Raw genomic sequence first — 24,765 nt, forward strand, 5'->3', positions numbered from 1 at the left:
TCGGCGGCGATGCCTTCCCCACCTGCACGTTCGACCGCCGAAAGCAGCCTCGGCTACGGCCCGGCCGACATCGAGCGCTGGGTCGTCGAGCCGCCCAAGAGCGCCGGACGTACCCCGTTCGCCCGCGACCGAGCCCGGGTCCTGCACTCCGCTGCGCTGCGCCGTCTCGCCGCGAAGACGCAGGTCATCGGGCCCGGAACGGATGACTTCGTACGCACCCGGCTCACGCACACGCTCGAGGTCGCCCAGGTCGGGCGCGAGCTGGGGCAGGCACTGGGCTGCGACCCTGACGTCGTTGACACGGCAAGCCTCGCCCACGACCTCGGACATCCACCGTTCGGCCACAACGGCGAGGCCGCCCTCGACGAGGTGGCGAGCCAGATCGGCGGATTCGAGGGAAACGCCCAGACGCTTCGCCTGCTCACCCGGTTGGAGGCCAAGAGTTTCGCTGGGGGACCGGGCGAGGCAGGGGCCGGATCCGGGAGGAGTGCCGGCCTCAACCTGACCAGAGCCACGCTCGACGCGGCCACGAAGTACCCCTGGGCACGCGGCGAGGGGCCGGCGGAGATCAGCGGCAAGTGGGGCGTGTACGCCGATGATCTCGAGGTGTTCAGCTGGTTGCGGAAGGGGGTCGCCGGCGAGCAACGATGCCTGGAGGCGCAGGTCATGGACTTCGCCGATGACGTGGCCTACTCCGTCCACGACGTCGAGGACGGCGTGGTCTCCGGCCGAATCTCGCTGACGCGTCTCACCGACGCGGCCGAGCGCGGCACCGTCTGGAACGTCGTCCGCGACTGGTACCTCCCCGGCTGCGACGACGCCGAACTGGACGCCGCCTATGGCCGACTCCGGCGGTTCGGCTATTGGCCGGATGGGGACTACGACGGCCGGCGCCGCTCCCTCGCGGTCCTCAAGGACATGACCAGCCAGCTGATCGGCCGGTTCTGCGTCGCCGCCGAACGCGCCACCCATGCCGCCTTCGGCACGGGGCCGCTGACCCGCTACCACGCCTCCCTCGTCGTACCGCACGAGACCAGGGTCGAGATCGCCGTCCTCAAAGGGATCGCGGCCCGCTACGTGATGCGTTCAGGTGAGCGGATGGCGCTCCTGTCCGAACAACGCGACATCGTCCATGGACTGGTGGCGGCGCTCCGACTGCAGGCGCCCCGCGGGCTCGACCACGCGTTCCAGGACGACTTCAGCGCGGCCGCCGACGATGCCGCCCGGCTGCGGGTGATCATCGACCAGGTGGCCTCGCTCACCGACGCCTCCGCGGTCGCACTGCATGCCGAGCTGACGCGGTAGGTTCGGCTGCATGGCAGACAACACCTCTCAGACGTTCGTCATCGTCGGCGCCAGCGTGGCCGGGGCGAGAGCCGCCGAGGCCCTGCGTTCGGAAGGTTTCGACGGCCGGATCGTGCTGGTCGGCGAGGAGGCGGAACTTCCCTACGAACGACCGCCGCTGTCCAAGGGTGTGCTGCTCGGCAACGACGAACCGTCCGCGGTGTATCTCCACGAGCAGGGGTGGTACGACGAGCAGCGGATCGAGCTGCGGCTCGGTGCCCGCGCGCTGCTGATCGACCGGGACGCGCACGAGGTGGAGCTTTCCGACGGGTCCAGGTTGTCCTACGACAAGCTGCTGCTGGCGACCGGTTCCTCCGTACGCCGGCCGAAGATTCCAGGCGGCGACCTCGACGGTGTCCTGTACCTGCGGACCCTCGCTGACTCGAACCGGTTGCGTGCGGCGTTCGCGGCCGACCGCCGGGTCGTCGTGGTGGGTGCCGGCTGGATCGGCCTCGAGACGGCAGCTGCCGCCCATGCCGCGGGTGCCGCCGTGACCGTGATCGAGCCGCAGCCGACTCCGCTCTTCGCGGCACTGGGGCGTGAGATGGGTGAGGTGTTCGCCGACCTGCATCGTGAGAACGGCGTCGACCTCCGCCTTGGCCAGAGTGTGACCGCGTTTCGCGGTGACGGTCCTGGCGGCGCGACGGTGACGGCTGTCGTCACCGGCGACGGTGAGGAGGTGCCCGCCGATGTCGTGGTCGTCGGTGTCGGCGTCACCCCCAACACCGAGCTGGCGGAGTCCGCTGGTCTCGACGTCGCCCACGGTGTGGTCACCGATGCGCGGCTGCAGACATCCGATCCCGACATCTTCGCGGCCGGTGACGTCGTCCGGTGGCAGTCACCGGTCTTCGGACGCACGCTGCGGGTAGAGCACTGGGCCAACGCGCACGACGGCGGTCCCGCTGCCGCCAGGTCCATGCTGGGCTCGGACGCTGTGTACGACGCGATCCCGTTCTTCTTCTCCGACCAGTACGACCTCGGGATGGAGTACGCCGGCGACGTCGGGCCTGATGGCTATGACGAGGTGGTCGTACGCGGGGACGCGAGGGCGCGGGAGTTCGTCGCCTTCTGGCTGCGGGGTGGCCGGGTCGTGGCCGGGATGAACGTCAACGTCTGGGACGTGCAGGACGACATCCAGGCCCTCATCCGCTCGGGCAGCGTTGTCGACCGCGCCCGCCTGGCCGATCCGCAAGTTCCCCTCGGCGACCTGACCAGCTGAACTGACCAGCTGAACTGACCTGTCCACTGGACAGGTCGCCGGGCGACCACGGTTTTCGCAGGCTGCGGGATTAGACTGCCAACTGGCCAGGGCAGCCGGCCGCCTGCGCCTCGATCCCGAGGTTTGGTGAATGCCCGTCATCGTGCATGGGACCGCTGATCACTCGAACTCTTCTGCGGACGACCAGCAACGCAGGCGCCTGATCGCGTACCGCGAGAGGACTCGAGATGATCAACCTCCTTGCTGCCGACGATGTCAAAGCGATGGCGAGGCGGCTGCGCACCGCGCTTGCCGCCGACGGCACGACGATCAGTCACAGCGCAGCCCTGGAACTCACCGCCCGGCAGCTCGGAGCCCGGGACTGGAACACGCTCGTCGGGTCGCTGCCCGATGCCGCCCGGACCGACCGGCGTAAGCCGAAGCCGGGCGATCCCGTCGATGCGGTGCCGATCATCCGCATTTTCGACGTTGATCAGGCGTACGCGTTCTACTGCGATTACCTCGGCTTCGGGAGGGACTGGGAACATCGCTTCGAGGATCACCGGCCGATGTACGCCCAGGTCTCCCGCGGTGACGTCCGGCTTCATCTGAGTGAGCACCACGGCGACGGGAGTCCCGGCATCGGCGTGCTCCTCACGACCCTGGACGTCCGGGCCCTGCACGACGAGCTGCAGAGCAAGGACTACCCGCTGAACCCGGCGATCGAGTCCGAAGAGCGGGGTCTCACGCTGGCAGTCATCGACCCGTTCCACAATCGGCTCGTCTTCCACCAGCCGGTCGACCAACCGGCCCGGGTCGACACCGTCGCCGCACCCTGGCGCCATCGGCTGCGCGTCTCCTGTTCGCCACCGGTTGCGTTCGAGATCTTCACCCTTCGGATGGGCGAGTGGTGGGGCCCGGGTTACAACGCCCATCCCGAGGCGTACACGGGTGTGCGGCTAGAGCCGCGGGTCGGTGGTGCCGTGGTGTTCACCTTCGACAGGTATCCCGATCAATCCTGGGGTCGGGTTGCGGCGTGGGATCCGCCGCGGGTCTACGCCCAGGACTTCTGGCTGGCGCAGGATCCGGACTACCCCAGCCGGCTGACCGTCACGTTCACTGACGATGCCGACGGCACGGTCGTCGACTTTGAGCATGGCGGCTGGGTGCCGGGCAACGCCGCCTGGCGGAACAAGTTCGCCGAGTGGCCGATCATCCTGCGCAAGTACATCCGGTTCGCCGATCAACCCGCGTGAGCGCCGGCCACCTCGGTGGCCGGTGTGGCGGGCCGCCGAGGTCGTTAGGGAGCGCCGGCTTCACGTGCGGCACCGGGCGATCTTTCTCACTGCGGGAGGTGTTCGTTCCGTTCGACAACTTCTAGCTGCGGTATCGCTGGGTGACTGACGTGATGTGCCAGCGGCCGTCAGATCGGCGTTGGGCCCTGTAGCTGTGGGGGTTTTTGGCGCGGTCGCGGTTGTGATGGTCGCAGGCAGGTGCGATGTCGTCGAGTTTGGTGCTGTGGTGGATCGCCCAGGGGTGAGCGTGGTCCATTTCGCACCACGTGGCGGGGATGGGGCAGGTGTCGTAGGCGCAGGTGTCGTAGGTGGCGAGGACGGCCTTGCGCATCCAGGGTGGGACGAGGCGGACGGTGGAGCCGAGGTCGAGGACCCGGCTGGGTGCGTTGAGCACGATGCGGGTGAGTTTTGAGGTGCTCGCCAGCCGGCGGATATGCGGTGCCGGGAGTGGGTGGCCGGTCGACAGGAGTAGTCCGGGTACCTCGCGGTTGGTGCGGCGTCCGCAGGTGGGACAACCGTTGCCGGTCCAGCCGTAGCCTCGGCCCGCTTCGCTGGCGCTGGCGACGGGTCCGTTGTCGCTGTCAGTTTCACCTGTGCCGGGTTTGTCTGCTGTGTCGGTGTCGCCTGACCGGTGTCGCCTGACCCGCTGTCCTGGTGCTCATCGCTGTCGTCGGTGAGGGTTTCGGCGTTGACGAGGACGAGGAGTTCGGCGGTGACGGCGTCGGTGAGGACCTCAGTGGCGGCGATGATCGCGGTCGCCATCGAATAGGAGATCGTCCCGGCAGCGAGTGAGTCGACGGTGGCGGAGAGCCGCCCGAACTCGCGCCCGTTCCGCCGGTGGGTCGCGGCTGCGGAGCCGTTCATCCGGCCACCGGTGCGCAACCATGCGGACGTGCCGGAGAACCCCGCAGCCTTGGCTTCGCCGAGCCGGTCGACCACCGCGATCCGCCGGTCGGCAGCGAGCCGAACCAGGTCAGAGACCCGCAGCAGGCGGTCAGCCTCGACTATTGCCTCCAGGCCTGAATCGGGAACTGGCAGTTTTGTTGGCTGATCGGCATACTTCCGGCGCGGTACTCGCCTGTGGTCGCGGTCGACACTGCTCAGGCCCGTCCTCATCAGGTCGGGCCCATAACCACACGCAAAAGGAATTGTGTCGCATAGCGGGTGAGGTTTGCCGACAGCGCACAGTCCGGTGTGTTCTCTGCCAGCTGCGGATAACCCTACGAAACAAGGCGACCGGGCTTCAGCTCCGTACGGATCTGTGGCACGGTTGACCAACTCGGCGGGCAACGGCGCTCGCCGAGCCGAAGCTCTGGGTACGCATTGGACAATGCGGGCGGTTGCCCGCGGAGATCACGGGGGCGGCTGTCAGGACCGGATTGGCGGAGACCTCGTGAGAACGACATGAGTGCCGAGACCATCCCTGATGTCGTACGCCTGCTGACCGATCTCGTCTCCATCGACACCGCACACCCGGTGGGCAACGAGGGCAAGGCCGCTGCGCTGCTGGCCGAGATCATGGGCCGCAACGGATTCGACGTCGAGGTCGAGGAGATCGAACCGGGACGCGCCAATCTTGTTGCGCGGTTGGAGTTCGGCTCGGCGACGCCCACGCTGATGTTGAACTCCCATCTCGACGTGGTCCCAGCCGGACCGGGATGGTCGATGTCGCCGTTCGCCCCGGTACGGAAGGACGGCCGGCTCTACGGGCGCGGCACGGCCGACGCCAAAGCCAGCGTGGCCGCGATGGCAGTCGCCGCTCTCTGCCTGCGCGAACCCGGCGAAGCGGGGCAACTCTCCGGGACGCTCGTCTACACCGCCGTCATCGACGAGGAAGCCGGAAGTACGGGGGTACGACGGCTGCTGGAAAAGCACCACGCGGACGGTGCGATCGTCGGCGAACCGACAGGGGGCCGGCTGTTCACCGCCCACCAGGGTTCGGTCTGCCCGGTCGTGGAGATCACCGGACGGGCCGCGCACGCAGGGGCGCCGGACCAGGGCGCCAACGCGATCGTGCACGCGGCCGCGCTGATCGAGTTGATCGGTGACTACGCGGGTGTCCTTTCCGGACGTGACCACTCGCTGGTCGGTGCGCCCACGGTGACGCCGGTCCTTGTGGAAGGCGGCGAGGCGTCCAACTCGGTGCCGGAACGGTGTCGGCTCACCTTCGATCGGCGACTGGTGCCCGGCGAGACCGAGAAGGACGCGCTCATGGAGATCGAGCAACTCCTCACGCAGTTCAACACCGACTACGCACCCGTCAATGCCGAGGTGGTGGGCTTCGCGCCGACCACCGGCGGCCCGTCCGAAACGCCGACCGGCCATCCGTTCGTCGTGAGCTGTCAACGCGGCCTTGTCGACGCCGGCCTTGCGGTGGAGGTGGGCGGGTTGGGCGTGAGCTGCGACATGTCCCATTTCCGGGCGGCCGGGATTCCCTGTGTGGTCACGGGTCCGGGGGCGGTCGAGGCGATGCACATCGTGGATGAGTACGTCGACCTCGAGGAGGTGCGCCGCTCCGTTCGGACCTACGACGCACTGGTGCGCGAACTCCTCCGACCAGGCTCCTCCTGGTGGCGGTGACTCCGGACCGAGGTCAGCTGAGCCGGCCGGCCGCGACGAACACGCAGACCGCGCAGATCGCGACGTTCGCCGCGACGTTGCGCCACTCCGCCGAGTTGGCCTGCGTGATCGCCAACCTGCTGTGCGAGATCATCGCGCCCACCATGACGAGGGCGAGGCCGACCGCGGCCCAGCCGGTGAGTGACGGCGCGATGTCCACGAGGCGCGGGACGATCAGCCCGACCACGGCGATGAGTTCACAGATCGCCGTCAGCCGTACGACCGGCAACGGAAAGGCCGCTGCTCCGGTCTGTCCGGTGGCGAGCAGCCGTTCGGTCGACATGGTCGATTTCGCGATGCCGGAGACCAGGAACAGTGCTGCCAAGAGGATCTGAGCGATCCAGAGCGCCGTGTTCATCCGACGAGTCCTCCCAAAACCTGCGACCGGGCGCGGGTGCCCGGTCTTCTCAGGCAGAGGACGAGACGGTGGAGGCATCTGTGACAGCGCTCCGCCGATGGGGCAGCCGCCCTATCCGTGGTCGAGCACCACGAGATCGAACAGGTCGAGGTGGGGCAGCGTGAAGGTGACCGCGCCAGCAGCCGTCCTGGACGTCTCGAGCGGCATTCCCCGGCGGAGCGAGGTCGCAGCCGCCACGGTGGCGACGCCGGGAAGCTCGACCTGGATGTCGTGGATCGGCAGTGGCGGCCCGAACGCCCGCCCCCGCTGGCCCGAGTAGTTGATGAGGTGGACCAGCGTTCGGTGCGGGTCGTCCTGCGTACTCACGACGATCTCGACATGGGCAGGAGCGTCCGTCGAAAGCTGCCGGCCGCCACCCACCTCATCGAGTGCGTGCACCAGGATGTCGCGGTGCTCGGGCCGGCCGAGGTCGTCGTAGAGCCCACCGATCGGCCAGGGAATGTAGGCCGTCCGCCCGGAGCCGTGACGGTGCCAGAGCAGCCCTGGATGGTCGGTCTCGACGTCCCAGTAGCACTTCTCCGGCGGGCCGTAGCGCGACGGCGGCACCAGGCCGAACGAACACACCGCATCCGGCCTCGGCTCGACATAGAGGTAGGCCCGGTCCAGGAGCACCAGGTCGCCCTCGGTCGCTCCCGGCAGGTCGCCCGGATCCGTCACCCGCAGGTAGGCCGACCGCATCGCTCCCGGAGCTTCTCTCCGGTCGATGACGGTGGCGGCACCGAGGCTCCGCAGCGCGATTCCCGGACGGAGGGCCCCGGCGGCGTCGAAGCCCCCGGTGTCGTACGTCGCCACCAGCCCCCCGCCGGTCTCGACGTAACGGTCCAGCACCTTGGCCTGGTCGTCGGAGAGCACCGCGACGTTCGGCAGGACCAGCGCCTTGTAACGCCGCAGGGTGGAGTCGAGGGCGTCCATGACGAGCAGGTGATCCGGCACGATGTCGAAGGGCACGTGGGACTCGACCAGCGCCCGGTAGACGCCCCGGAGCTCGCCGCGCACCTTGTCGACGCCGGACGGCCCGCCGTAGCGTTCTCCACTGCGTACCGACGACACCACGCCCACCTCGGCGGCGGATCGGACATCGGTGTAGAAGCGCGCATTGTCGCGGTGGAAGCAGAAGACGTCGCGGACGATGTCGAAACTCGTCGCGGGCAGCCGGTCAGGAGTGCCGACCAGGTAGGCCGACGGGTTGCCGCCGTGCGCGATCGTCTGGGCGAAGTACAGCCCGAGGTGCCCCTCCTGCTCGGGAACGAACCGGTACGGCATGTCGATGAACATCACCGAGTTGACCCACACCGGCTTGTTGGGCGCCGCCGTCCGACTGGTCCGCAGGAACTCACCGGTGCCGTAGATCCACAGCGGCTGCGGCCGGTCGACGGCGTTGTTGGCCTCGTAGAACGCGATGTCGGGATCGTGGGCGAGGATCAGCGCGGCGTCGGGATTCTTGCCGGTGATGAGTTTCCGCACCCGGCCGGCGAGGTCGCCGAGCGTCTCGCGGGTGTACTCCAGCCACTTGACGTACGCCGGATCGTCCCAGTCGGCACGGGTCGGCAGCGGCCGGCCGTAGCGTTCGTCAAAGCGCCGTTGACAGTGCGCGCAGTGACACGGCCCGTGGTTGCGGCCGGTGTAGTCGCGCTGGCTGAAGTTGAACCAGTTGAAGAAGAAGCCGTCGACCGGATAGGTGTCGAGGATCTCGCCGAGAATCTCCTCCGACCGCTCCTGGTAGTACGGAGCGCTCGGGCACGTGCTCCAGAGCCCGTTGTAGATCTGACGTTCACCGGTCGCGCTGACGAAGCACCAGTCGGGATGCTGCTCGGCGAGGTCGGCGTGCACCTTCGAGAAGTCGACGCGGGACAGCACCCGGACCCCGCGGGCGTGGGCGGCCTCGACCGCGTCGCCGATCAGGTCGCCGCTGGACCGCTCGGCCAGCCATGGGCTCGGATGCTGGAACGCCAGCCGCGACGGATAGAACGACACGATGCCCGCGGTGTTGAGCAGCCACGTGTCGGCCCCGATGTCCTGGATGTGGTCGAGTACCTGCTCCACGTCGAGGCCCGCGTCGATCTCGCGGAGGTTCGTCTGATGCGTACGAAAGGGCTGATGCCACCAGCGGCTGGTCGTCGACATGGGCCCCATCCTGCTACGCACGGACGGCGAGGACGGAGCACGACGTTCACAATCGGTCATCGCCGCACCGACCGGCGGGCGCTCAGAGGACGCCGGCGACCTCGGCGAAGTGGCAGGCGACCGGATGACCGTTGCCCCGGTCGACGAGGGCAGGCTCTTCGCTCGCGCAGACCTCCTGCGCCTTCCAGCAGCGGGTCCGGAAGCGACACCCGCTCGGCGGATCGATCGGGCTCGGTACGTCGCCGGTGAGGATGACCCGCTCCCGGCGCCGCTCGACCGCCGGGTCAGCCGTGGGCGCGGCCGAGAGCAACGCCTGCGTGTAGGGGTGGGCCGGCCGGGTGTAGAGATCGTCGCGCACTCCGGTCTCGACCACCTTGCCGAGATACATCACCGCCACCCGGTCGGAGATGTGCCGGACCACGGAGAGATCGTGGGCGATGAAGAGGTACGCAAGACCCAGCGTGTCCTGCAGGTCCTCCAGCAGGTTGACCACGCCCGCCTGCACCGAGACGTCCAGCGCCGACACCGGCTCGTCGAGCACCAGCAGCCTCGGCTCCAGGGCCAGGGCGCGCGCGATGCCGATCCGCTGCCGCTGCCCGCCGGAGAACTCGTGTGGGTAGCGGTTGCCGTGCTCGGGGTTGAGCCCGACCAGCTCCAGCAGCTCCGCGACCCTGGCCGGCCCGCCGCCACCACGCCAGCGGCGGTGCACCTTCAACGGTTCGGCGATGATGTCGTTGACCGGAAGCTTCGGGTTGAGGGAGGCGTACGGGTCCTGGAACACGATCTGGACGTCGCGCCGCACCTCCTGCATCTCCCGCCTGGGCAGGGTGGTCAGCTCCTTGCCGGCGAAGCGGACCGAGCCCGACGTGGGCACGTGCAGTTGCAGGATCGCCCGGCCGGTCGTCGACTTGCCGCAGCCGGACTCGCCGACGATTCCGAGCGTCTCGCCCGCGTCGACGTACAACGACACCCCACTCACCGCGTGGACCTGCCCGACCACGCGGCGGAGGAAGCCGCTGCCACGCACTGGGAACGTCATCACCAGGTCGGTGACCTCGAGCAGGTGGTCGCCCCCGGGTTGTGGTGTCGGATCCTCGGCCCGGCGGCCGACCACCGTGGCTGCGTGCGCGGGAGTCGCGGTCATGAGCCGGCCTTCCGCGTGAGCATCGCAGCGAAGCGAGGAGCGGAGCGCGGGGGGCCGGCGGGTAGCACAGTCATGGGGTCGACGCCTCGCTTTCGGTACGGAAGTACGCGGTCGGATCGTCGCTCCCGGCCAGCGTCGACCAGTGGTGGCAGGCGGCCCGGTGCCCGTCGTCGTCGGTCGCGGTGAGTTCCGGCTCCGACGTACGACAGACCTCGTCGGCCAGCGGACAGCGCGGCTGGAAGGGGCAGCCCGAGGGCAGGCTGATGAGCGAGGGTGGACTGCCCTTGATCGGGCGTAGCCGCTCGCCGCTCGCCCCGTCCAGCGCGGGGATCGAGCCCAGAAGCCCTGCGGTGTAAGGCATCCTCGGCCGGTAGAACACGCTGTCGGTGTCGCCGATCTCGACCGGGCGCCCTGCGTACATCACGAGCACCCGGTGAGCCATGCCGGCGATCACCCCGAGGTCGTGGGTGATCAGGATGATCGCGGCGCCCACGGCGTCCTTGACCTCGAGCAGCTTCTCGAGGATCTGGGCCTGCACCGTCACGTCGAGGGCGGTGGTCGGCTCGTCGGCGATGATGACGTCCGGCCGGTTGATCACCGCCATCGCGATCATCACCCGCTGCCGCATACCGCCGGAGAACTCGTGCGGATAGGCGCGCAGCCGGGTCCGTGCCTGCGGGATGCCCACGAGGTCGAGCATCTCCTCGGCCCGCGCGAACGCCTGCTTGCGGGACATCACCTGGTGGGAGAGTACGGTTTCGGCGAGTTGGTCGCCGATCGTGCGTACCGGGTTGAGTGCGGTCATCGGGTCCTGGAAGACCATCCCGATCGCCCGGCCACGCAGGCCGCGCCGGCGCCGCGGGGACATCGTGAGGACGTCCTCGCCACGGAAGTGGACGCGGCCGGTGATCCGTGCCGACTTCGGCAGCAGTCCCATGACCGCCATCGACGACACCGACTTGCCCGACCCGGACTCGCCGACGATGCCGAGGACCTCGCGTTCGTGCACGGCGTACGACACGCCCCGCACGGCCCGGACCAGGCCGTCGTCGGTCGGGAAGCTCACCGTCAGGTCCTCGACCCGCAGGATCTCCTCCCGTGAGGGCAGGCGCGTGTCGGCGAGTCCGGTGACCACGTGCGGGTCCTGTGGCGCATCGTCGGAGCCGAAATCCAGTACTTCGCTGCCGCGATCGAAGGCACTCGTCATCTACTCACGCACCCGGTTCTGTCGGGGGTCGAACGCGTCCCGCAGGCCGTCGCCGATGAAGTTGACCGCCAGCGCGATGGCGATGATGAACGTTCCCGGCCACCAGAAGAGCCACGGGCGGGTCAGCATCGCGGCGCGGTACTCACTGATCTGCGTGCCGAGTGACGCGTCGGGTTTCTGGACGCCGAAGCCGAGGAACGACAGCGCCGTCTCGAGCAGGATCGCGCTCGCGATGGTGAGCGTCGCGCTCACCACGATGACGCCGATGGCGTTGGGCATGATGTGGCGGAAGATGATCCGCAGCGGGCGGGTGCCGGCGGCGCGTGCCGCCTCGACGAACTCCTTCTCGCGGAGCGAGAGGAACTCCCCGCGCACGAGGCGGGCCAGTTGCGTCCACACCACCAGGCCCAGGACCACGCCGAGCATGATGATCCCGGAGTTGCCCGCCATCCGTCCGACGACGGCGGCGATCACGACCAGCGGGATGGTGATCATCACGTCGGTGAAGCGCATGAGGACGGTTTCCCACCGCCCGCGGAAGTAGCCGGCGAGCGCGCCCACCGTGCTGCCCACGACGGTGGCGACCAGACCCACGATGAACGCGATGGTGATCGACTGCTGCGCGCCGCGCATCGTCAGCGCGAAGTAGTCCTTGCCGACGTTGTCCTGGCCCAGCGGATGCTCGCCGAACCGGAACCCTTCTCCGCCGAGGAATCGAGGGACCACGCTGAGCGTCGGCCGGCCACCGTCGACCACCGGGGCGGTGGCGGAGTACGGCGTGTCCCACCATCCGGGGATCGGGCCGACACCGATGGAGCTGAACGAGAGGACGAGGATGGCGCCGAGCAGGACCATTCCGGCGAGGGCCGCGCGGTGCCGGAAGAACCGGCGCCGGATCATCTGCCCCTGCGTCCGTGCGACGACGGCCATACCCTGCGCCTCGTCGGGGCCGGCGCCCGAGCCCGGCCCGGTCGGCGGGTCCGCCTTGGTCACTGTCGTCATCGGCGCCTCCTCTGCTCCATTCGTACGGCCTGGTCAGGACAAGCGGATGCGGGGGTCGAGGTAGGCGTAGGCGATGTCGGCGATCATGTTGAACACGACGATGGCCGTGCCGCTGACGATGAAGAACGCCATCACCCGAGTGGGGTCGACCTCCCGTAGCCCTTCGCTGAACAGCCGCCCCATGCCCTGCCAGCCGAAGACCTCCTCGGTGATGATGGCGCCGCCGACGACGCCGGCGAAGTCGAACGCCATCAGGGTGGTGATCGGGATGAGCGAGTTACGGAACGCGTGCCGGACGATGACGCTGCGCTCGGTGAGACCCTTCGACCGTGCCGTGCGTACGTAGTCCTGGTTGAGGATCTCGAGCATGCTCGCGCGCGTGTACCGCGTGTAGGTCGCGAACGAGATCAGCACCAGCGCCATGCTCGGCAACGCGATGTGACCCGTGGCGTCCCAGGTCAGCTGCCAGAAGTCGCCTTCGAAGTTCGGGGTCCGCGCACCGATGGTGGAGATCGGCCGCCCCAGCACGAGGTCGCTGTAGCCCGAGAACGCACGCAGGAAGTGGTCGAAGAAGATCAGCCCGGCCGAGAACAACCCGGTGAGCACCGCGGCCGACATTGCCTGCCGGCGCTGCAGTCCGCCGAGGACGTAACCGATCGCCGCACTCACGACGACCGTCACGAGCGCCAGTCCGATGAGCAGCAACCAGGTCGGGTCGGCGAGGACCGGATCGAGTGCGAGGGAAAGGACCGAACCGAGGACCGCGGTGGTGAGTGCGGCGACCAGTGGGTCCCTGGCGCGGAGTCCGGCGAACAACGTCGTGGCGCCGAGGCCCGCCGCCAAAGACACGACCAGGACCACCGCGAAGCCCAGTCGGGGATCGGCGAACCAGCGGGTGAAGGACAGGTACGCGAGAATCCCACCGGTCGTGGCGGCCGCGACCGCGAACGCCGCCGCCCGGCGCCGTAGGTCACCCCCCAGAACCGCCGCCCACCCCACCCCCGCGACGAGCGCGAGGACGACGATGACGGCCAGGGGGATCGTGGGATCGCGCAGCCAGTTGTTGAACTCGATCGCGGCGTACTGCTTGAGCATCACGGCGACCCAGAACGACGGCAGCGAGAAGAAGAGGAACGACGCGAAGGTCACGGTGTAGTCGAATCCGGTGTACTGCCGGAGCGCGGTGACGATGCCGACCATGACACCGCAGATGATGGCGAGCACGGTGGCCGCGAGCACGAGCTGCAGCGTCGCCGAGACCGCCTGCCCCAGCAGGGTTCCGACCTCGACCCCGTTGCGGGCCGTGCCGAAGTCACCCTGGGCCACTGCGGTGAGCCAGCCGACGTAGCGCAGCGGGATGGGGACGTCGAGCTGCATGCGTTCGGTGCGTTCGGCGATCTTCTCTTCCCGCTGCGGGGTCTGGTCCTGCCGGAGATCGGCCAGCGGGTCGCCGGAGAGCGCCGTCAACGTGTAGACGAGGAATGTCGCGGCCAGCAGAACGAAGAAGGAGATGATCAGTCGGCGGGCGATGAAGGCGGTCACGGCCTGCTGCTCCTCTTCTGCATCCCACGCGTATGTTCGGCATCCCACGCATATCTTCGGCATCTCAGACGTACGGGGACGGAAAGCTTGGAGCTCCGTCCCCGTACGCCTGTCTCACATTGAGTTCTGCGGCTGTGTCGTCAGCGTCAGGACATGGACCACTCGTCCATGTTCCAGGTGATCGACGCCTGGGACGGGTTGGGCGTGATGTTCGTCAGCGTGTCCGTCCACGCGGACAGGGCCGGCTGCGAGTAGAGCGGAATCGTCACCAGGTCCTCCCAGAGGATCCGCTCGACCTCGCCGATCAACCTGGCCTGCTCCTCGGAGTCGAGCGTGGCGTTGAGCTCCTTGATCAGCTTGTCCACTTCCGGGTTGGAGTAGCAGCCGTTGTTGTTGCCCTTGCCGGACGGCGTGCAGGCGGTCGGCGTGGTGAAGGTCGACGCCCAACCGCTCACCAGCGACGACCCGGCCCAACCGAACAGTGCGACGTCGAACCGGTTCGTCGCGAGGTCACCGTCTGCCTCGAAGAAGTTCTCCGCACCAGCGTCGACCACCTTGAAGCCAGCCTTGCCGCAGGAGTCCGCGATCAGCTCGACGACCTGGGTGCGGCGCGGGTTCGGCGTGTTGTATCCGACCTTGACCTCCATGCCTTCGTTGCCCGTCTCGGCGAGCAGTGCCTTCGCGCCCTCGATGTCAGGCTCGGCGTACGCGTCCATCTGCGCGGCCTCGACGACCCCTTCGTAGCGGGCATCGAACGGCGCGACGTTGCGGACGTCCATCGGCTCCGCGTCGGCCTGCTCCGGCTTGATCAGGTTGTCGACGATCAGCTTGCGGGGTACGCACTTCGTGAACGCCTCGCGCAGCTTCCGGTCCGAGAAGGGGTTGTTCTTGTTGAAGTTGAAGTCGAGGTGGTCATAGAGGTACTGCGTACCTGTCTCGACCTTGACGCCCTGAGCCGACTCGAGCTGGTTCAGCAGGTCGGGGTTGGTCTGCGGCTCGATGATGTTGACCTCACCGTTCTGCAGAGCCTGCACCTGCTCGTCCTGCACGATGAAGCGGATCACGACGTTCTTCACCGCCGGCGGGTCGCCCCAGTACTTGTCGTTGGCGGTCAACGTGATCGACTGACCGGCGTCCCACTTGCTGAGCTTGTACGGACCAGACGACGGGATCAGCGACTCCTCGGCCAACTTGCCCGGCTCCATGACCCAACCGGAGTTGTAGAACTCGGCCGCCTTGGCGAGGGCTTTGTCGTCCTGGCTCTTGACCGCGTCGATGAACTCCTGCTCGCTGAGCCCACCCTGCTTCGCGACCACGTGGGCCGGCATGAGGTCGGCGGCGCCGGGTCCACCCTGACCCTCCCAGTCGGCGAACGGCTCGGAATAGCGGAACGTGAAGTCCTTGTCCCCGGCGGCGCAGTCGGGGACCTCGATGAGCTCGACGCCGGTCGTGCCGGAGGTCGAGAACAGGTCCTTGCCGACCTTGCCGGAGTTCGCGGCCCAGAACAGCAGGACGTCGTCGCAGTCGATCGGCGTGCCGTCTGACCAGGTGGCCTTCGGGTTGATGGAGTACTCGATCGTCAACGGGTCGTCGGAGGTCTTCTCGTACGTGCCGAACTCGGTGTTGGGAGCGACCTCGCCCTTGTCGTCGAAGTACCAGAAGCCGGTGAGCACGCGCTGCAGCACGATGTTGTTCTTGCTGGCGTTGTTCTCAGCGGTGTTGCCGTTGTAAGCGTCGATTTCCTGTTCGAAGGTGTGGGTGATGGTGACCGCGGCCGGCGCCTTCGGGCCCGCGCCCTCGTCGCCACCGGTGTCATCCCCTCCGCCACCACCCCCGCCGCAGGCAGCGAGGAAGAGCGCGACCCCTGCACCCAGCCCCAGAAGTCGGCTGCGTCTCCGATTAGTCCGCACGGCATAGCTCCCTGTGATTGTTCGGTAGAGGCATCCGATGCCGCCGCGATGTGCCCGGCGCAGTCGGGTGGCAAAAGATGACCACCGGGCCATGGATGCTGGCAAGTGGTTGCGGGCGGAGTGTTACGGAAACGATGCCGGCGCACCCCAGGTGAGCTGTCATCGCCGCCGGCCGTGTGCCGCGCGTAGCCGGCGGGTCCGCCAGCCGTAGACTCGCGAACATGGCCGGCCGGATCCGCGACGACGACATCGCGCTGGTCCGCGAACGGACGCGGATCGACGAGGTGGTGTCGCAGTACGTCACCTTGCGGCCCGCGGGTGCGGGGTCGATGAAGGGCCTGTGTCCCTTCCACGACGAGAAGTCTCCGTCGTTCAACGTCCGCCCCCAGCTCGGCGCGTTCCACTGTCTTGCCGGTGAGACGGAGGTGCTCACATGGGACGGTCCGCGGCCCATCCGGGGGCTTGCAGGTGGCGTGCATCGGGTGCTGGGCCGGCACGCCGACTGGGTTGAGGCGCCCTTCCGGTCGTACGGCGTCCAGCGGTTGTTCAAGATCACGCTGACGCGGAACCAGCAGGTCAAGGAGCTGTACGCGACCGACGGGCACCGCTGGTTCGTCCGATCCGGCAAGACGTTGCAGTCGACCCGCGAGGCGTTGACGACGGACCTTCGTCCCGGGCACCGACTTGCGTACGTCTATCCCAGGTCGCGGATCCGTCAGACCACGCCCTCGCCGTTCGGTATCGCGCACGGAATCACGTACGGTGACGGAACTCTGAACGGCACGGGCGCCATGGCGAAGCTGTGCCCGCCCAAGGACCACGAGCTCCTCAAATGGTTTCCGAACAGCTACGTGAGCGCCGACGGCGACAACCTGCTCGTGCATCACCTGCCGCGGTTCTTCAAGTCCCTGCCGTCCCTCGACGAATCGGTCCCGTATCTGTACGGCTGGCTGGCAGGGTACTTCGCGGCGGACGGGTGCGTGGCCAAGGACGGCACCGTGATGGTGAACTCCGCCAAGCGGGAGAACCTCGAGTTCGTGCGTACCGTCTGCACGCGCCTGGGCATCGGCACGTACGGGATCACGATGCAGATGCGGGAGGGGTTCCCCGGACGCGAGCCGAGCGCCCTCTATCGCGTCCACCTCGTCAACGACGATCTCACCGACGAGTTCTTCCTCCTTGACGAACACCGGCGGCGCTTTCAGAGCACGCACAAGGAGTACGTCCGGCGCGGCTGGGTGGTCCGTTCCGTCGAACCGACCGACCGGGTGGAGGAGGTCTTCTGCGCCGAGGTCGAGGACGGCCACGCCTTCGCGCTCGCCGATAACATCTTGACATCGAACTGCTTCGGCTGTGCCGAAGGCGGGGATGCCATCTCGTTCCTGCAGAAGATCGAGGGCCTCGGCTTCGTGGAGGCGGTTGAGCGCCTCGCCGCGCAGGCGGGCATCACCTTGCGGTACGAGGACGGCGGTCGGCCCGAACGCAAGGAGCACGGCAGCAGGGCCCGGCTCATCGAGGCGCACAAGGCGGCCGCGGACTACTACGCCGAGCAGCTGCACGACTCGCCTGATGCCGCCGCCGGGCGGACGTTCCTGTCCGAGCGCGGGTTCGACAAGGCGGCGGCCGAGACATTCGGGATCGGGTTCGCGCCACGCGGACCCGGAGCGCTGCTCTCGCACCTGCGCGGCCGCGGGTTCGCCGACGAGGAGCTCGTCACCAGCGGTCTCGTCGCCACCGGTGCACGTGGCCGCTACGACCGGTTCCGCGGCCGACTCGTCTGGCCGATCCGTGAGCTCGCCGGCGACGTCGTCGGATTCGGGGCCCGCCGGCTCTTCGACGACGACCGGGTGGAGGCGAAGTACCTCAACACCCCGGAGACACCGATCTACCACAAGAGCCAGGTGCTGTACGGCGTCGACCTGGCCCGCCGCGAGATCGCCCGGCGACAGCAGGCCGTGGTCGTCGAGGGTTACACCGACGTCATGGCCTGTCATCTCGCCGGCGTGCCCACCGCGGTGGCGACGTGCGGTACCGCGTTCGGTGAGGACCACGGGCGGGTGTTGCGGCGGCTGCTCCTCGACCACGACGAGTTCCGTGGCGAGGTGATCTTCACCTTCGACGGCGACGAGGCCGGTCAGCGGGCGGCGATGCGGGCCTTCGACGGTGACCAGCAGTTCGTGTCCCAGACCTACGTCGCGGTCGAGGCGTCCGGCATGGATCCGTGCGACCTGCGCCTGGCACACGGTGACGCCGCGGTCCGCGACCTGATCGCCCGTCGGGTGCCGCTCTACCGCTTCGTCCTCGGCAACGTTCTGCGCCGCTACGACCTCGACCGCGCCGACGGCCGGATCGACGCCCTGCGGGCGACCGCCCCGCTGTTCAGGTCCGTCCGAGACAAGGCCAAGGCCGGTGCGTACGCCCGCGAGCTGGCCGGCCTGCTCGGGCTGGAGGTCGAGGAGGTCCGCGCCGAGGTCGGGCGAGCGATGGGTGCGGGCGAGAACGACGGTCGGAAGGGTCAGGGCCGGGGGACCGCCCGGGTCCGGGGTGCGGCTCCGCCGGAGCGCCCGAACGTCCCCGCCACACCGCTGCCCGACCGCGACGACCTGCGCCTGACGGTGGAGCGGGAGCTGCTCAAGCTGGTCATGCAGTCTCCGACGCTCGCCGGTCCAGCGTTCGACTCGCTCGAGGACGAGGTGTTCACCCATCCGGGCTACGTGGCCGTGCGCCATGCGATGGCGGCGGCCGGCGGCGCGGGGACCTCGGCCGGCGGTGACGCCTGGGTGGCCGGGGTCGGTGACAAGGCTGTCGACGACGGCGTACGTGCCCTCGTGACGGCGCTGGCCGTCGAACCCCTCAGGGCCACGGCGGGACCGGACCAGCGGTACGCCAGCTCGCTGCTCGCCAGGGTCCAGGAGCTGGCGGCGGCCCGGCAGATCGCCGACGTGAAGTCCCGCCTGCAGCGGATGAACCCGGTCGAGCAGACCGAGGCCTACAACAAGCTCTTCGGCGAACTGGTCGCGCTCGAGCAGCACCGTCGGGCCCTGCGTGACCGCGCCATCGGTGGCCTCGACTGACGCCTGTCACCGGCGGCTGGTCGCCTGATCGGCGCGGCGGCTAGGTTTTGGGCATGCCGAAGGTTGCCGGGATCGACTCGTCCACCCAGTCCTGCAAGGTCGTCGTCTGCGACGCGGAGTCCGGTGCGGTGCTCGCGGAGCGCGCAGCACCCCATCCGGACGGAACCGAGTGTCCGCCCCACGCCTGGTGGGCCGCTCTCCAGGAGGCGGGCGACGGGCTGCTCGACGACGTGGCGGCCGTCGGCGTCGCCGGGCAGCAGCACGGGATGGTCACGCTGGACGAGTCCGGCAGCGAGGTCCGGCCGGCGCTGCTCTGGAACGACACCCGCTCCGCCGGGGCCGCCACCGACCTGATCGACAAGCTCGGCGGACCGCAGGCGTGGGCCGACGCGACGGGATCCGTACCCCTCGCGAGCATGACCGTCACCAAGCTCGCCTGGCTGGCCGAGAACGAGCCGGCGAACGCCGACCGGGTGGCCCAGGTCATGCTTCCCCACGACTACCTCACCTGGCAGCTCTGCGGGCGTCCGACCACCGCCGCCACCGACCGCGGAGACGCGTCCGGCACGTTGTACTGGTCACCGGTCACAGGCGAGTACCGGACCGACCTGCTGGAGCTCGCCTTCGGTCGTACGCCGGAACTGCCCACGGTCCTCGGCCCGGCAGAGACAGCGGGGGAGACCTCCAGTGGTGCGCTCGTGTCGGCCGGCACGGGCGACAACATGGGCGCTGCCCTCGGCCTCGGCATCGGCGCGGGCGACGTGGTCGTGTCGCTCGGCACCAGCGGCACGGTCTTCGCGGTACACGACCGGCCGACCACCGACGGGTCGGGCATCGTCGCCGGCTTCGCCGATGCCACCGGCCGGTTCCTTCCGCTCGTCTGTACCCTCAACGCCGCGCGGGTGATCAACGCCACCGCGGCGATGTTGGGCACGGACATCGAAGGCTTCAACCGGTTGGCGCTGGCCGCCGCACCTGGCGCCGGTGGCCTGGTCCTTCTGCCCTACCTCGACGGCGAACGTACGCCCAATCTGCCTGACGCCGCGGGTTCCCTGCACAACCTGCGCCGTTCCGCCATGACCCCGGAGAACCTCGCCCGCGCCGCGGTCGAGGGGATGCTGTGTGGCCTCGCCGACGGGCTTGACGCCCTGCGTGACCAGGGTGTGGTCGTACGCCGGATCCTGCTGATCGGTGGTGCCGCCCGCTCACCGGTCGTACAGGCGGTTGCGCCGCTGGTCTTCGGGGGCCCGGTCACGGTGCCGACGCCGGCCGAGTACGTCGCACTGGGTGCGGCGCGGCAGGCGGCCTGGGCATTGGCCGGGGGCGCGGCACCGCCGGAGTGGACTCTCGCGGAGAGCGTCGCCGAACGTACCCGGGACGTCGACCCGGACGCGGGCGCGCAGATCCGTGCCGCCTACGCGAACGCCCGGACGGCCCTGCACGGATAGTGGCGACGGCGCGCGCGGGGGGTCCGTCCGTGATTGGTCCCCTTCCCGAATGGGGATGGTGCCGTTCGGGGAGGGACGATGGCGATAGTTCCGGGCGGCGCTGGTGCGCGTCGCCGTCTTGTCGTACGACAACGGCTCCGTGAGCGCCGACGCGATCTCGGGCTCACGCAGAAGCAGGTGGTCAGCCGGTTGGCCCGGCTCGGCATGCTCACGACCAACAAGGCGCTGAGCAGCCTCGAGCACGGCACCGGCCTCGACGTCGCGAAGCTTCCAGAGCTCGCGCGAGCACTCGAGTGCACCATCACCTATCTACTCGGGCTGACGTCCGACCCGGGCCGGTGGGAACCTGATCCACGACCCGCACCCCAGCGGCCGGCGCCGGTGCGCCAGGAGTCCCGGGTTCCGCCGGTACGCGAGCAGGCCGTGCGTGAGCAGTCGGAGCGGGATCGATCGACTCGTGAGCAGGCCGCGCGTGAAGAGGCCGTGCGTGAGCAGGCAGAGCGGGAACGATCAGCGCGTGAGCAGGCCGCGCGGGAACGATCAGCGCGTGAGGAGTCCGTGAGGGAACGATCAGCGCGTGAGGAGTCCGTGCGCGACTCCACGGTGGACGAACACTCATCCACGCGGGAGCCGATCCGCGAACCGTCGTCGGTTTGAGCAGGCGCCGCCGACCCGGCGCCGCCCGTCTTGACCCGCCTCGTCGACAGGTCTAGTTTGTTCGGGACCTGAACGAATAGGCGGTTGTCAGACCTGGGAGGCGGCTGGGTGACAGATGCGCCGACGCGCCTCCTCGGGAGGGCGGATCAGGGCGCCGTACGCAGGGCCAATCTGGCGGTCGTCGTGCGGGCCCTGCGCTCCAGTCCTCGCACCCGAGCCCAGCTGACCGCGGACACCCTGCTCACCAAGGCCACGGTGTCCAGCCTGGTCGGCGAGCTTTCCACCCGCGGTCTCGTCCGCAGCCATGAGCCCACCAAGGCCGGCCTGGTCGGCCGCCCCGGGCAGCAGGTCGAGCTCATCGGAGAGCGCGTGCTGGCGGTGGGGCTCGAGCTGAACGTCGACTACCTGGCCGCGGTCGTCCTGGACCTGGCCGGGGAGCGTCGGGCCAAGGCGCGTACGGCCCTCGATGTCTCGGCGAGCGTCGAGGACACCGTGGACGCCGCGGCCGACCTGATCGCGAGGGTGACAGCGCAGGCGGAGACCGCGGGCAACGTGCTCGCGGGCGTCGGGGTCGCCGCTCCAGGGCTGGTCGACGCCGCCTCGGGGCAGGTCCGGGTCGCACCGAACCTCGGATGGCGTGATGTCGCCCTACGTGACCTGCTCCGGCGACGGCTGCCCAGGACGCGCGTCATGGTCGACAACGAGGCCAACCTCGCGACCCTCGCGGAGTACGCCGCCGTCCAGGACGTGGCGGCCACCGACCGGGACCTCATCTACCTCACGGGCGGCATCGGCATCGGCGGTGGGATCGTCGTCAACGGCGAGGTGGTCCGGGGGAGTGCGGGCTACGCCGGTGAGGTCGGACACCTCGCAGTCGCACCGGCACCGGACGGCGAGCGCTGCGGCTGCGGTCGGCGTGGCTGCCTGGAGACCGTGTGCGGACTCGGTGCCCTCCTGCGGCTGGCCGCCGACGAGGCGGATCCCGTTCACGATCACGGCCGCGATCTCGACGAACGCCTGGACCTGCTGATGTCCCGCGCCACCGCGGGCGACCCACGCACCCTCCGGGCGTTCGCGCAGATCGGTCGTGCGCTCGGCCATGGCGCCTCGATGCTCGTCAACCTGGTCAACCCCCGCGTGCTCGTGCTCGGCGGCTACTTCGCCCGGGTCGGCGAGTTTCTCCGTGAGCCGGTCGAAGCCGAGCTCGCCGAGCGGGTCGTCGCGCCCGATCTTGGCGGCTGCCGGATCACGCTGTCCCGCCTGGGCCTCGCCGCCGCCGCGACAGGCGCGGCGCACTCAGCCCTGCAACCCGTCCTTGACGACCCCACCCTCGTGCCTGCCCTCTCACCCCGGCGTGGGGCGCACGCAACCCTAGAGAAGGAGATCGGATGAACGACTACACACCGACCCCCGAGGACAAGTTCTCCTTCGGGATGTGGACCGTCGGATGGCAGGGCGTGGACGTGTTCGGTTCCGCGGTCCGCGAGCCGCTCGACCCGGCCCACGGCGTGCGCAAACTGGCCGAACTCGGTGCGTACGGCGTGACCTTCCACGACAACGACCTCTTCCCGTTCGAGGCGAGTGCCGCAGAGCGTGACCAGGCGGTCGCGAGCTTCCGCAAGGCGCTCGACGAGACCGGGCTGGTCGTGCCGATGGCGACCACGAACCTGTTCGGGCACCCGATCTTCAAAGACGGCGCGTTCACCGCCAACGACCGGGCCGTCCGCCGGTTCGCGATCCGCAAGGTGATGGACAACATCGACCTGGCGGCGGAGTTGGGTGCCACCACGTACGTCTGTTGGGGCGGCCGTGAGGGCGCGGAGTCCGGGGCGGCGAAGGACATCCGCGCCGCGCTCGACCGGATGAAGGAGGCCTTCGACGTCCTCGGGCAGTACGTGATCGACCAGGGCTACGACATCCGGTTCGCGGTCGAGCCCAAGCCGAACGAGCCGCGCGGCGACATCCTGCTGCCGACGATCGGGCACGCGATCGCGTTCATCAACGAACTGGAGCACCCTGAGATGGTCGGCCTCAACCCCGAGGTCGGGCACGAGGAGATGGCCGGAGTCAACTTCGCGCACGGGATCGCGCAGGCGCTCTGGCACGGCAAGCTCTTCCACGTCGACCTCAACGGCCAGCACGGTCCGCGGTTCGACCAGGACCTGCGGTTCGGGGCAGGCAACCTGCGCGGGGCGTTCTGGGCGGTCGACACCCTCGAGACCGGAGGATATGACGGTCCGCGACACTTCGACTTCAAGCCGCCACGGACCGAGGACATGGAGGGTGTCTGGGAGTCCGCGCGTGGGTGCATGCGCAACTATCTGATCCTGCGTGAGCGGTCACGTGCGTTTCGTGCCGACCCGGAGGTGCAGGAGGCGCTTCGTACGTCCAAGCTGGACGAGCTGGCGCGGCCGACTCTGGCCGCGGGCGAGACCTACGCGACCCTGCGCGAAGAGGATTGGGGCGACGCGGCCGTCGATGCCCTGGCCAACCGTGGCATGGGCTTCGAGCGGCTCGACCAGCTCGCGATGGACCACCTGCTCGGCGTCCGGTAAGCAAGGGCTCGGCATCCGGTAAGGAGAAGAGGACCACGTATGGGTGACAGCAAGCCGACGCTCGGCGTAGGCATGGTCGGCTATTCCTTCATGGGGAAGGCACACTCGCAGGCCTGGCGTACCGTGAACGCCGCCTACGACCTGCCGTACCGCATCGAGATGGCCGCCATCGGTGGCCGGAACGAGGACAAGGTGCGCGCCGCCGCGGACTCCCTCGGCTGGCGGTCGTACGAAACGGACTGGCGGCGGATCGTCGAGCGCGACGACATCGGCCTGGTCGACGTCTGTACGCCGGGCGGCAACCACGCTGAGCTCGCCATTGCCGCGCTCGAGGCGGGCAAGCACGTCCTGTGCGAGAAGCCGCTGGCCAACACGGTCGACGAGGCGCGCGAGATGGTGAAGGCGGCGGAAGCGGCATCGGCCAAGGGCGTGAAGTCGCTGGTCGGCTTCAACTACCGGCGGGTGCCGGCGGCCGCCTACGCCCGCCAACTCGTCGCAGCCGGCAAGCTCGGCAAGATCAGGCAGATCCGGGCGGTCTACCTGCAGGACTGGCTCACCGATCCCGAAGCGCCGCTGGTGTGGCGGCTGCAGAAGGAGCTCGCGGGTTCCGGAGCGCTCGGTGACATCGCCTCGCACATCGTCGACCTCACGCAGTTCATCACCGGGCAGAAGGTGACCGGTGTGAGCGGGCTGACCGAGACGTTCATCAAGGAACGCCCGATCCTGCTGGAGACCGAGGGCCTGGGTGGATCGGGTTCGGCAACGGAGCGGGGCGAGGTCACGGTCGACGACGCCTCGCTGTTCATCGCCCGACTCGACGGTGGTGCGGTGGCGACGTACGAAGCGACCCGGTTCGCCACCGGACGCAAGAACGGCCTGCGACTCGAGATCAACGGTGAGAAGGGCTCGCTCGCCTTCGACCTCGAACGCCTGAACGAGCTCGAGGTCTACTTCAGCGACGACGACCCCGCCACGCAGGGCTTCCGCCGCGTCCTCGTCACCGAAGCCGACCACCCCTACATGTCGGCGTGGTGGCCACCCGGTCACATCATCGGCTGGGAACACACGTTCACCCACGAGGCGCGCGACCTCGTGACGGCGATCGGCGACGGGAGCGATCCGGCGCCGAGCTTCGCCGACGGCCTGCAGGTGCAGCAGGTCCTGGAGGCCGTACTCGCGAGCGCCGAGTCCGGCTCGACCTGGGTCCCCGTCACGTCGTAGAAGTCGT

General features: G+C 68.9%; 19 protein-coding genes and 1 pseudogene. 12 read left to right on the forward strand and 8 right to left on the reverse strand.

Features of this window, described 5'->3' with window-relative positions; genetic code table 11:
* Positions 1 to 9 precede the first annotated feature (9 nt).
* The 3 genes from ABNF93_RS10210 to ABNF93_RS10220 all read left to right on the forward strand — a co-directional run bounded on the left by ABNF93_RS10210 (position 10) and on the right by ABNF93_RS10220 (position 3,798).
* The gene (locus ABNF93_RS10210) at positions 10 to 1,305 is read left to right on the forward strand and encodes a deoxyguanosinetriphosphate triphosphohydrolase (RefSeq protein WP_349327678.1); all 1,296 of its coding nucleotides are present in this window, start codon (positions 10 to 12) and stop codon (positions 1,303 to 1,305) included.
* Positions 1,306 to 1,315: 10 nt separating this feature from the next.
* Positions 1,316 to 2,563, forward strand: a complete 1,248-nt coding sequence (locus ABNF93_RS10215) for an NAD(P)/FAD-dependent oxidoreductase (protein WP_349327679.1) — start codon at positions 1,316 to 1,318, stop codon at positions 2,561 to 2,563.
* Between the two features lie 227 nt (positions 2,564 to 2,790).
* Complete coding sequence (locus ABNF93_RS10220) at positions 2,791 to 3,798, forward strand: glyoxalase superfamily protein (RefSeq protein ID WP_349327680.1); 1,008 nt, start codon at positions 2,791 to 2,793, stop codon at positions 3,796 to 3,798.
* Between the two features lie 121 nt (positions 3,799 to 3,919).
* Here ABNF93_RS10220 and ABNF93_RS10225 read toward each other — a convergent pair whose 3' ends face one another.
* Positions 3,920 to 4,231, reverse strand: coding sequence for an HNH endonuclease signature motif containing protein (locus ABNF93_RS10225; RefSeq protein ID WP_349327681.1), 312 nt, complete (start codon positions 4,229 to 4,231; stop codon positions 3,920 to 3,922).
* Positions 4,232 to 4,491: 260 nt separating this feature from the next.
* Between ABNF93_RS10225 and ABNF93_RS10230 the strand changes: the two genes are divergently transcribed.
* Positions 4,492 to 4,629 (forward strand): hypothetical protein, encoded by a 138-nt coding sequence (locus ABNF93_RS10230; RefSeq protein WP_349327682.1) that lies wholly within the window; start codon positions 4,492 to 4,494, stop codon positions 4,627 to 4,629.
* Positions 4,630 to 5,241: 612 nt separating this feature from the next.
* A complete protein-coding gene (locus ABNF93_RS10235) occupies positions 5,242 to 6,417 on the forward strand; it encodes a M20 family metallopeptidase (RefSeq protein ID WP_349327683.1) in 1,176 nt (391 codons plus the stop codon).
* A 13-nt stretch (positions 6,418 to 6,430) separates the two neighbouring features.
* On the opposite strand, the gene ABNF93_RS10240 is transcribed toward ABNF93_RS10235, so the two are convergent.
* From ABNF93_RS10240 to ABNF93_RS10270, 7 genes are all read right to left on the reverse strand, one after another.
* Positions 6,431 to 6,814, reverse strand: a complete 384-nt coding sequence (locus tag ABNF93_RS10240) for a DoxX family protein (RefSeq protein WP_349327684.1) — start codon at positions 6,812 to 6,814, stop codon at positions 6,431 to 6,433.
* A gap of 111 nt (positions 6,815 to 6,925) precedes the next feature.
* Positions 6,926 to 8,998 carry a beta-galactosidase trimerization domain-containing protein gene (locus ABNF93_RS10245; RefSeq protein ID WP_349327685.1) on the reverse strand — a complete coding sequence of 691 codons (2,073 nt, stop codon included), beginning with the start codon at positions 8,996 to 8,998 and terminating at the stop codon, positions 6,926 to 6,928.
* An 82-nt stretch (positions 8,999 to 9,080) separates the two neighbouring features.
* Complete coding sequence (locus tag ABNF93_RS10250; protein ID WP_349327686.1) at positions 9,081 to 10,142, reverse strand: ABC transporter ATP-binding protein; 1,062 nt, start codon at positions 10,140 to 10,142, stop codon at positions 9,081 to 9,083.
* A 70-nt stretch (positions 10,143 to 10,212) separates the two neighbouring features.
* Entirely contained in the window at positions 10,213 to 11,349 is a 1,137-nt protein-coding gene (locus ABNF93_RS10255) for an ABC transporter ATP-binding protein (protein WP_349327687.1), read from the reverse strand.
* Complete coding sequence (locus ABNF93_RS10260) at positions 11,350 to 12,351, reverse strand: ABC transporter permease (protein ID WP_349327688.1); 1,002 nt, start codon at positions 12,349 to 12,351, stop codon at positions 11,350 to 11,352.
* A 33-nt stretch (positions 12,352 to 12,384) separates the two neighbouring features.
* Positions 12,385 to 13,893 carry an ABC transporter permease gene (locus tag ABNF93_RS10265; protein WP_349327689.1) on the reverse strand — a complete coding sequence of 503 codons (1,509 nt, stop codon included), beginning with the start codon at positions 13,891 to 13,893 and terminating at the stop codon, positions 12,385 to 12,387.
* Positions 13,894 to 14,039: 146 nt separating this feature from the next.
* Positions 14,040 to 15,803, reverse strand: coding sequence for an ABC transporter family substrate-binding protein (locus ABNF93_RS10270; protein WP_349327690.1), 1,764 nt, complete (start codon positions 15,801 to 15,803; stop codon positions 14,040 to 14,042).
* Positions 15,804 to 16,024: 221 nt separating this feature from the next.
* On the opposite strand from ABNF93_RS10270, the pseudogene ABNF93_RS34885 reads away from it, so the two are divergent.
* The 7 genes and pseudogenes from ABNF93_RS34885 to ABNF93_RS10300 form a co-directional block, all read left to right on the forward strand.
* Positions 16,025 to 16,210 (forward strand): annotated as a pseudogene (locus ABNF93_RS34885) (CHC2 zinc finger domain-containing protein); the annotation flags it as partial.
* A 384-nt stretch (positions 16,211 to 16,594) separates the two neighbouring features.
* Entirely contained in the window at positions 16,595 to 18,877 is a 2,283-nt protein-coding gene (gene dnaG, locus ABNF93_RS10275) for a DNA primase (RefSeq protein WP_502877573.1), read from the forward strand.
* Between the two features lie 53 nt (positions 18,878 to 18,930).
* Positions 18,931 to 20,325: a xylulokinase gene (gene xylB, locus ABNF93_RS10280; RefSeq protein ID WP_349327692.1), complete on the forward strand. Its 1,395-nt coding sequence runs from the start codon at positions 18,931 to 18,933 to the stop codon at positions 20,323 to 20,325.
* A gap of 78 nt (positions 20,326 to 20,403) precedes the next feature.
* Positions 20,404 to 20,982: a hypothetical protein gene (locus ABNF93_RS10285; RefSeq protein WP_349327693.1), complete on the forward strand. Its 579-nt coding sequence runs from the start codon at positions 20,404 to 20,406 to the stop codon at positions 20,980 to 20,982.
* A 108-nt stretch (positions 20,983 to 21,090) separates the two neighbouring features.
* Positions 21,091 to 22,374, forward strand: a complete 1,284-nt coding sequence (locus ABNF93_RS10290; RefSeq protein WP_349327694.1) for an ROK family protein — start codon at positions 21,091 to 21,093, stop codon at positions 22,372 to 22,374.
* Positions 22,371 to 23,537, forward strand: coding sequence for a xylose isomerase (gene xylA, locus ABNF93_RS10295; RefSeq protein ID WP_349327695.1), 1,167 nt, complete (start codon positions 22,371 to 22,373; stop codon positions 23,535 to 23,537). Before ABNF93_RS10290 ends, xylA begins: the two co-directional genes overlap by 4 nt.
* A gap of 39 nt (positions 23,538 to 23,576) precedes the next feature.
* Positions 23,577 to 24,758, forward strand: a complete 1,182-nt coding sequence (locus tag ABNF93_RS10300; protein ID WP_349327696.1) for a Gfo/Idh/MocA family protein — start codon at positions 23,577 to 23,579, stop codon at positions 24,756 to 24,758.
* The last annotated feature ends 7 nt before the right edge of the window (positions 24,759 to 24,765 follow it).

It is taken from the genome of Actinopolymorpha sp. B9G3, from assembly GCF_040120725.1.
GTDB lineage: Bacteria > Actinomycetota > Actinomycetes > Propionibacteriales > Actinopolymorphaceae > Thermasporomyces.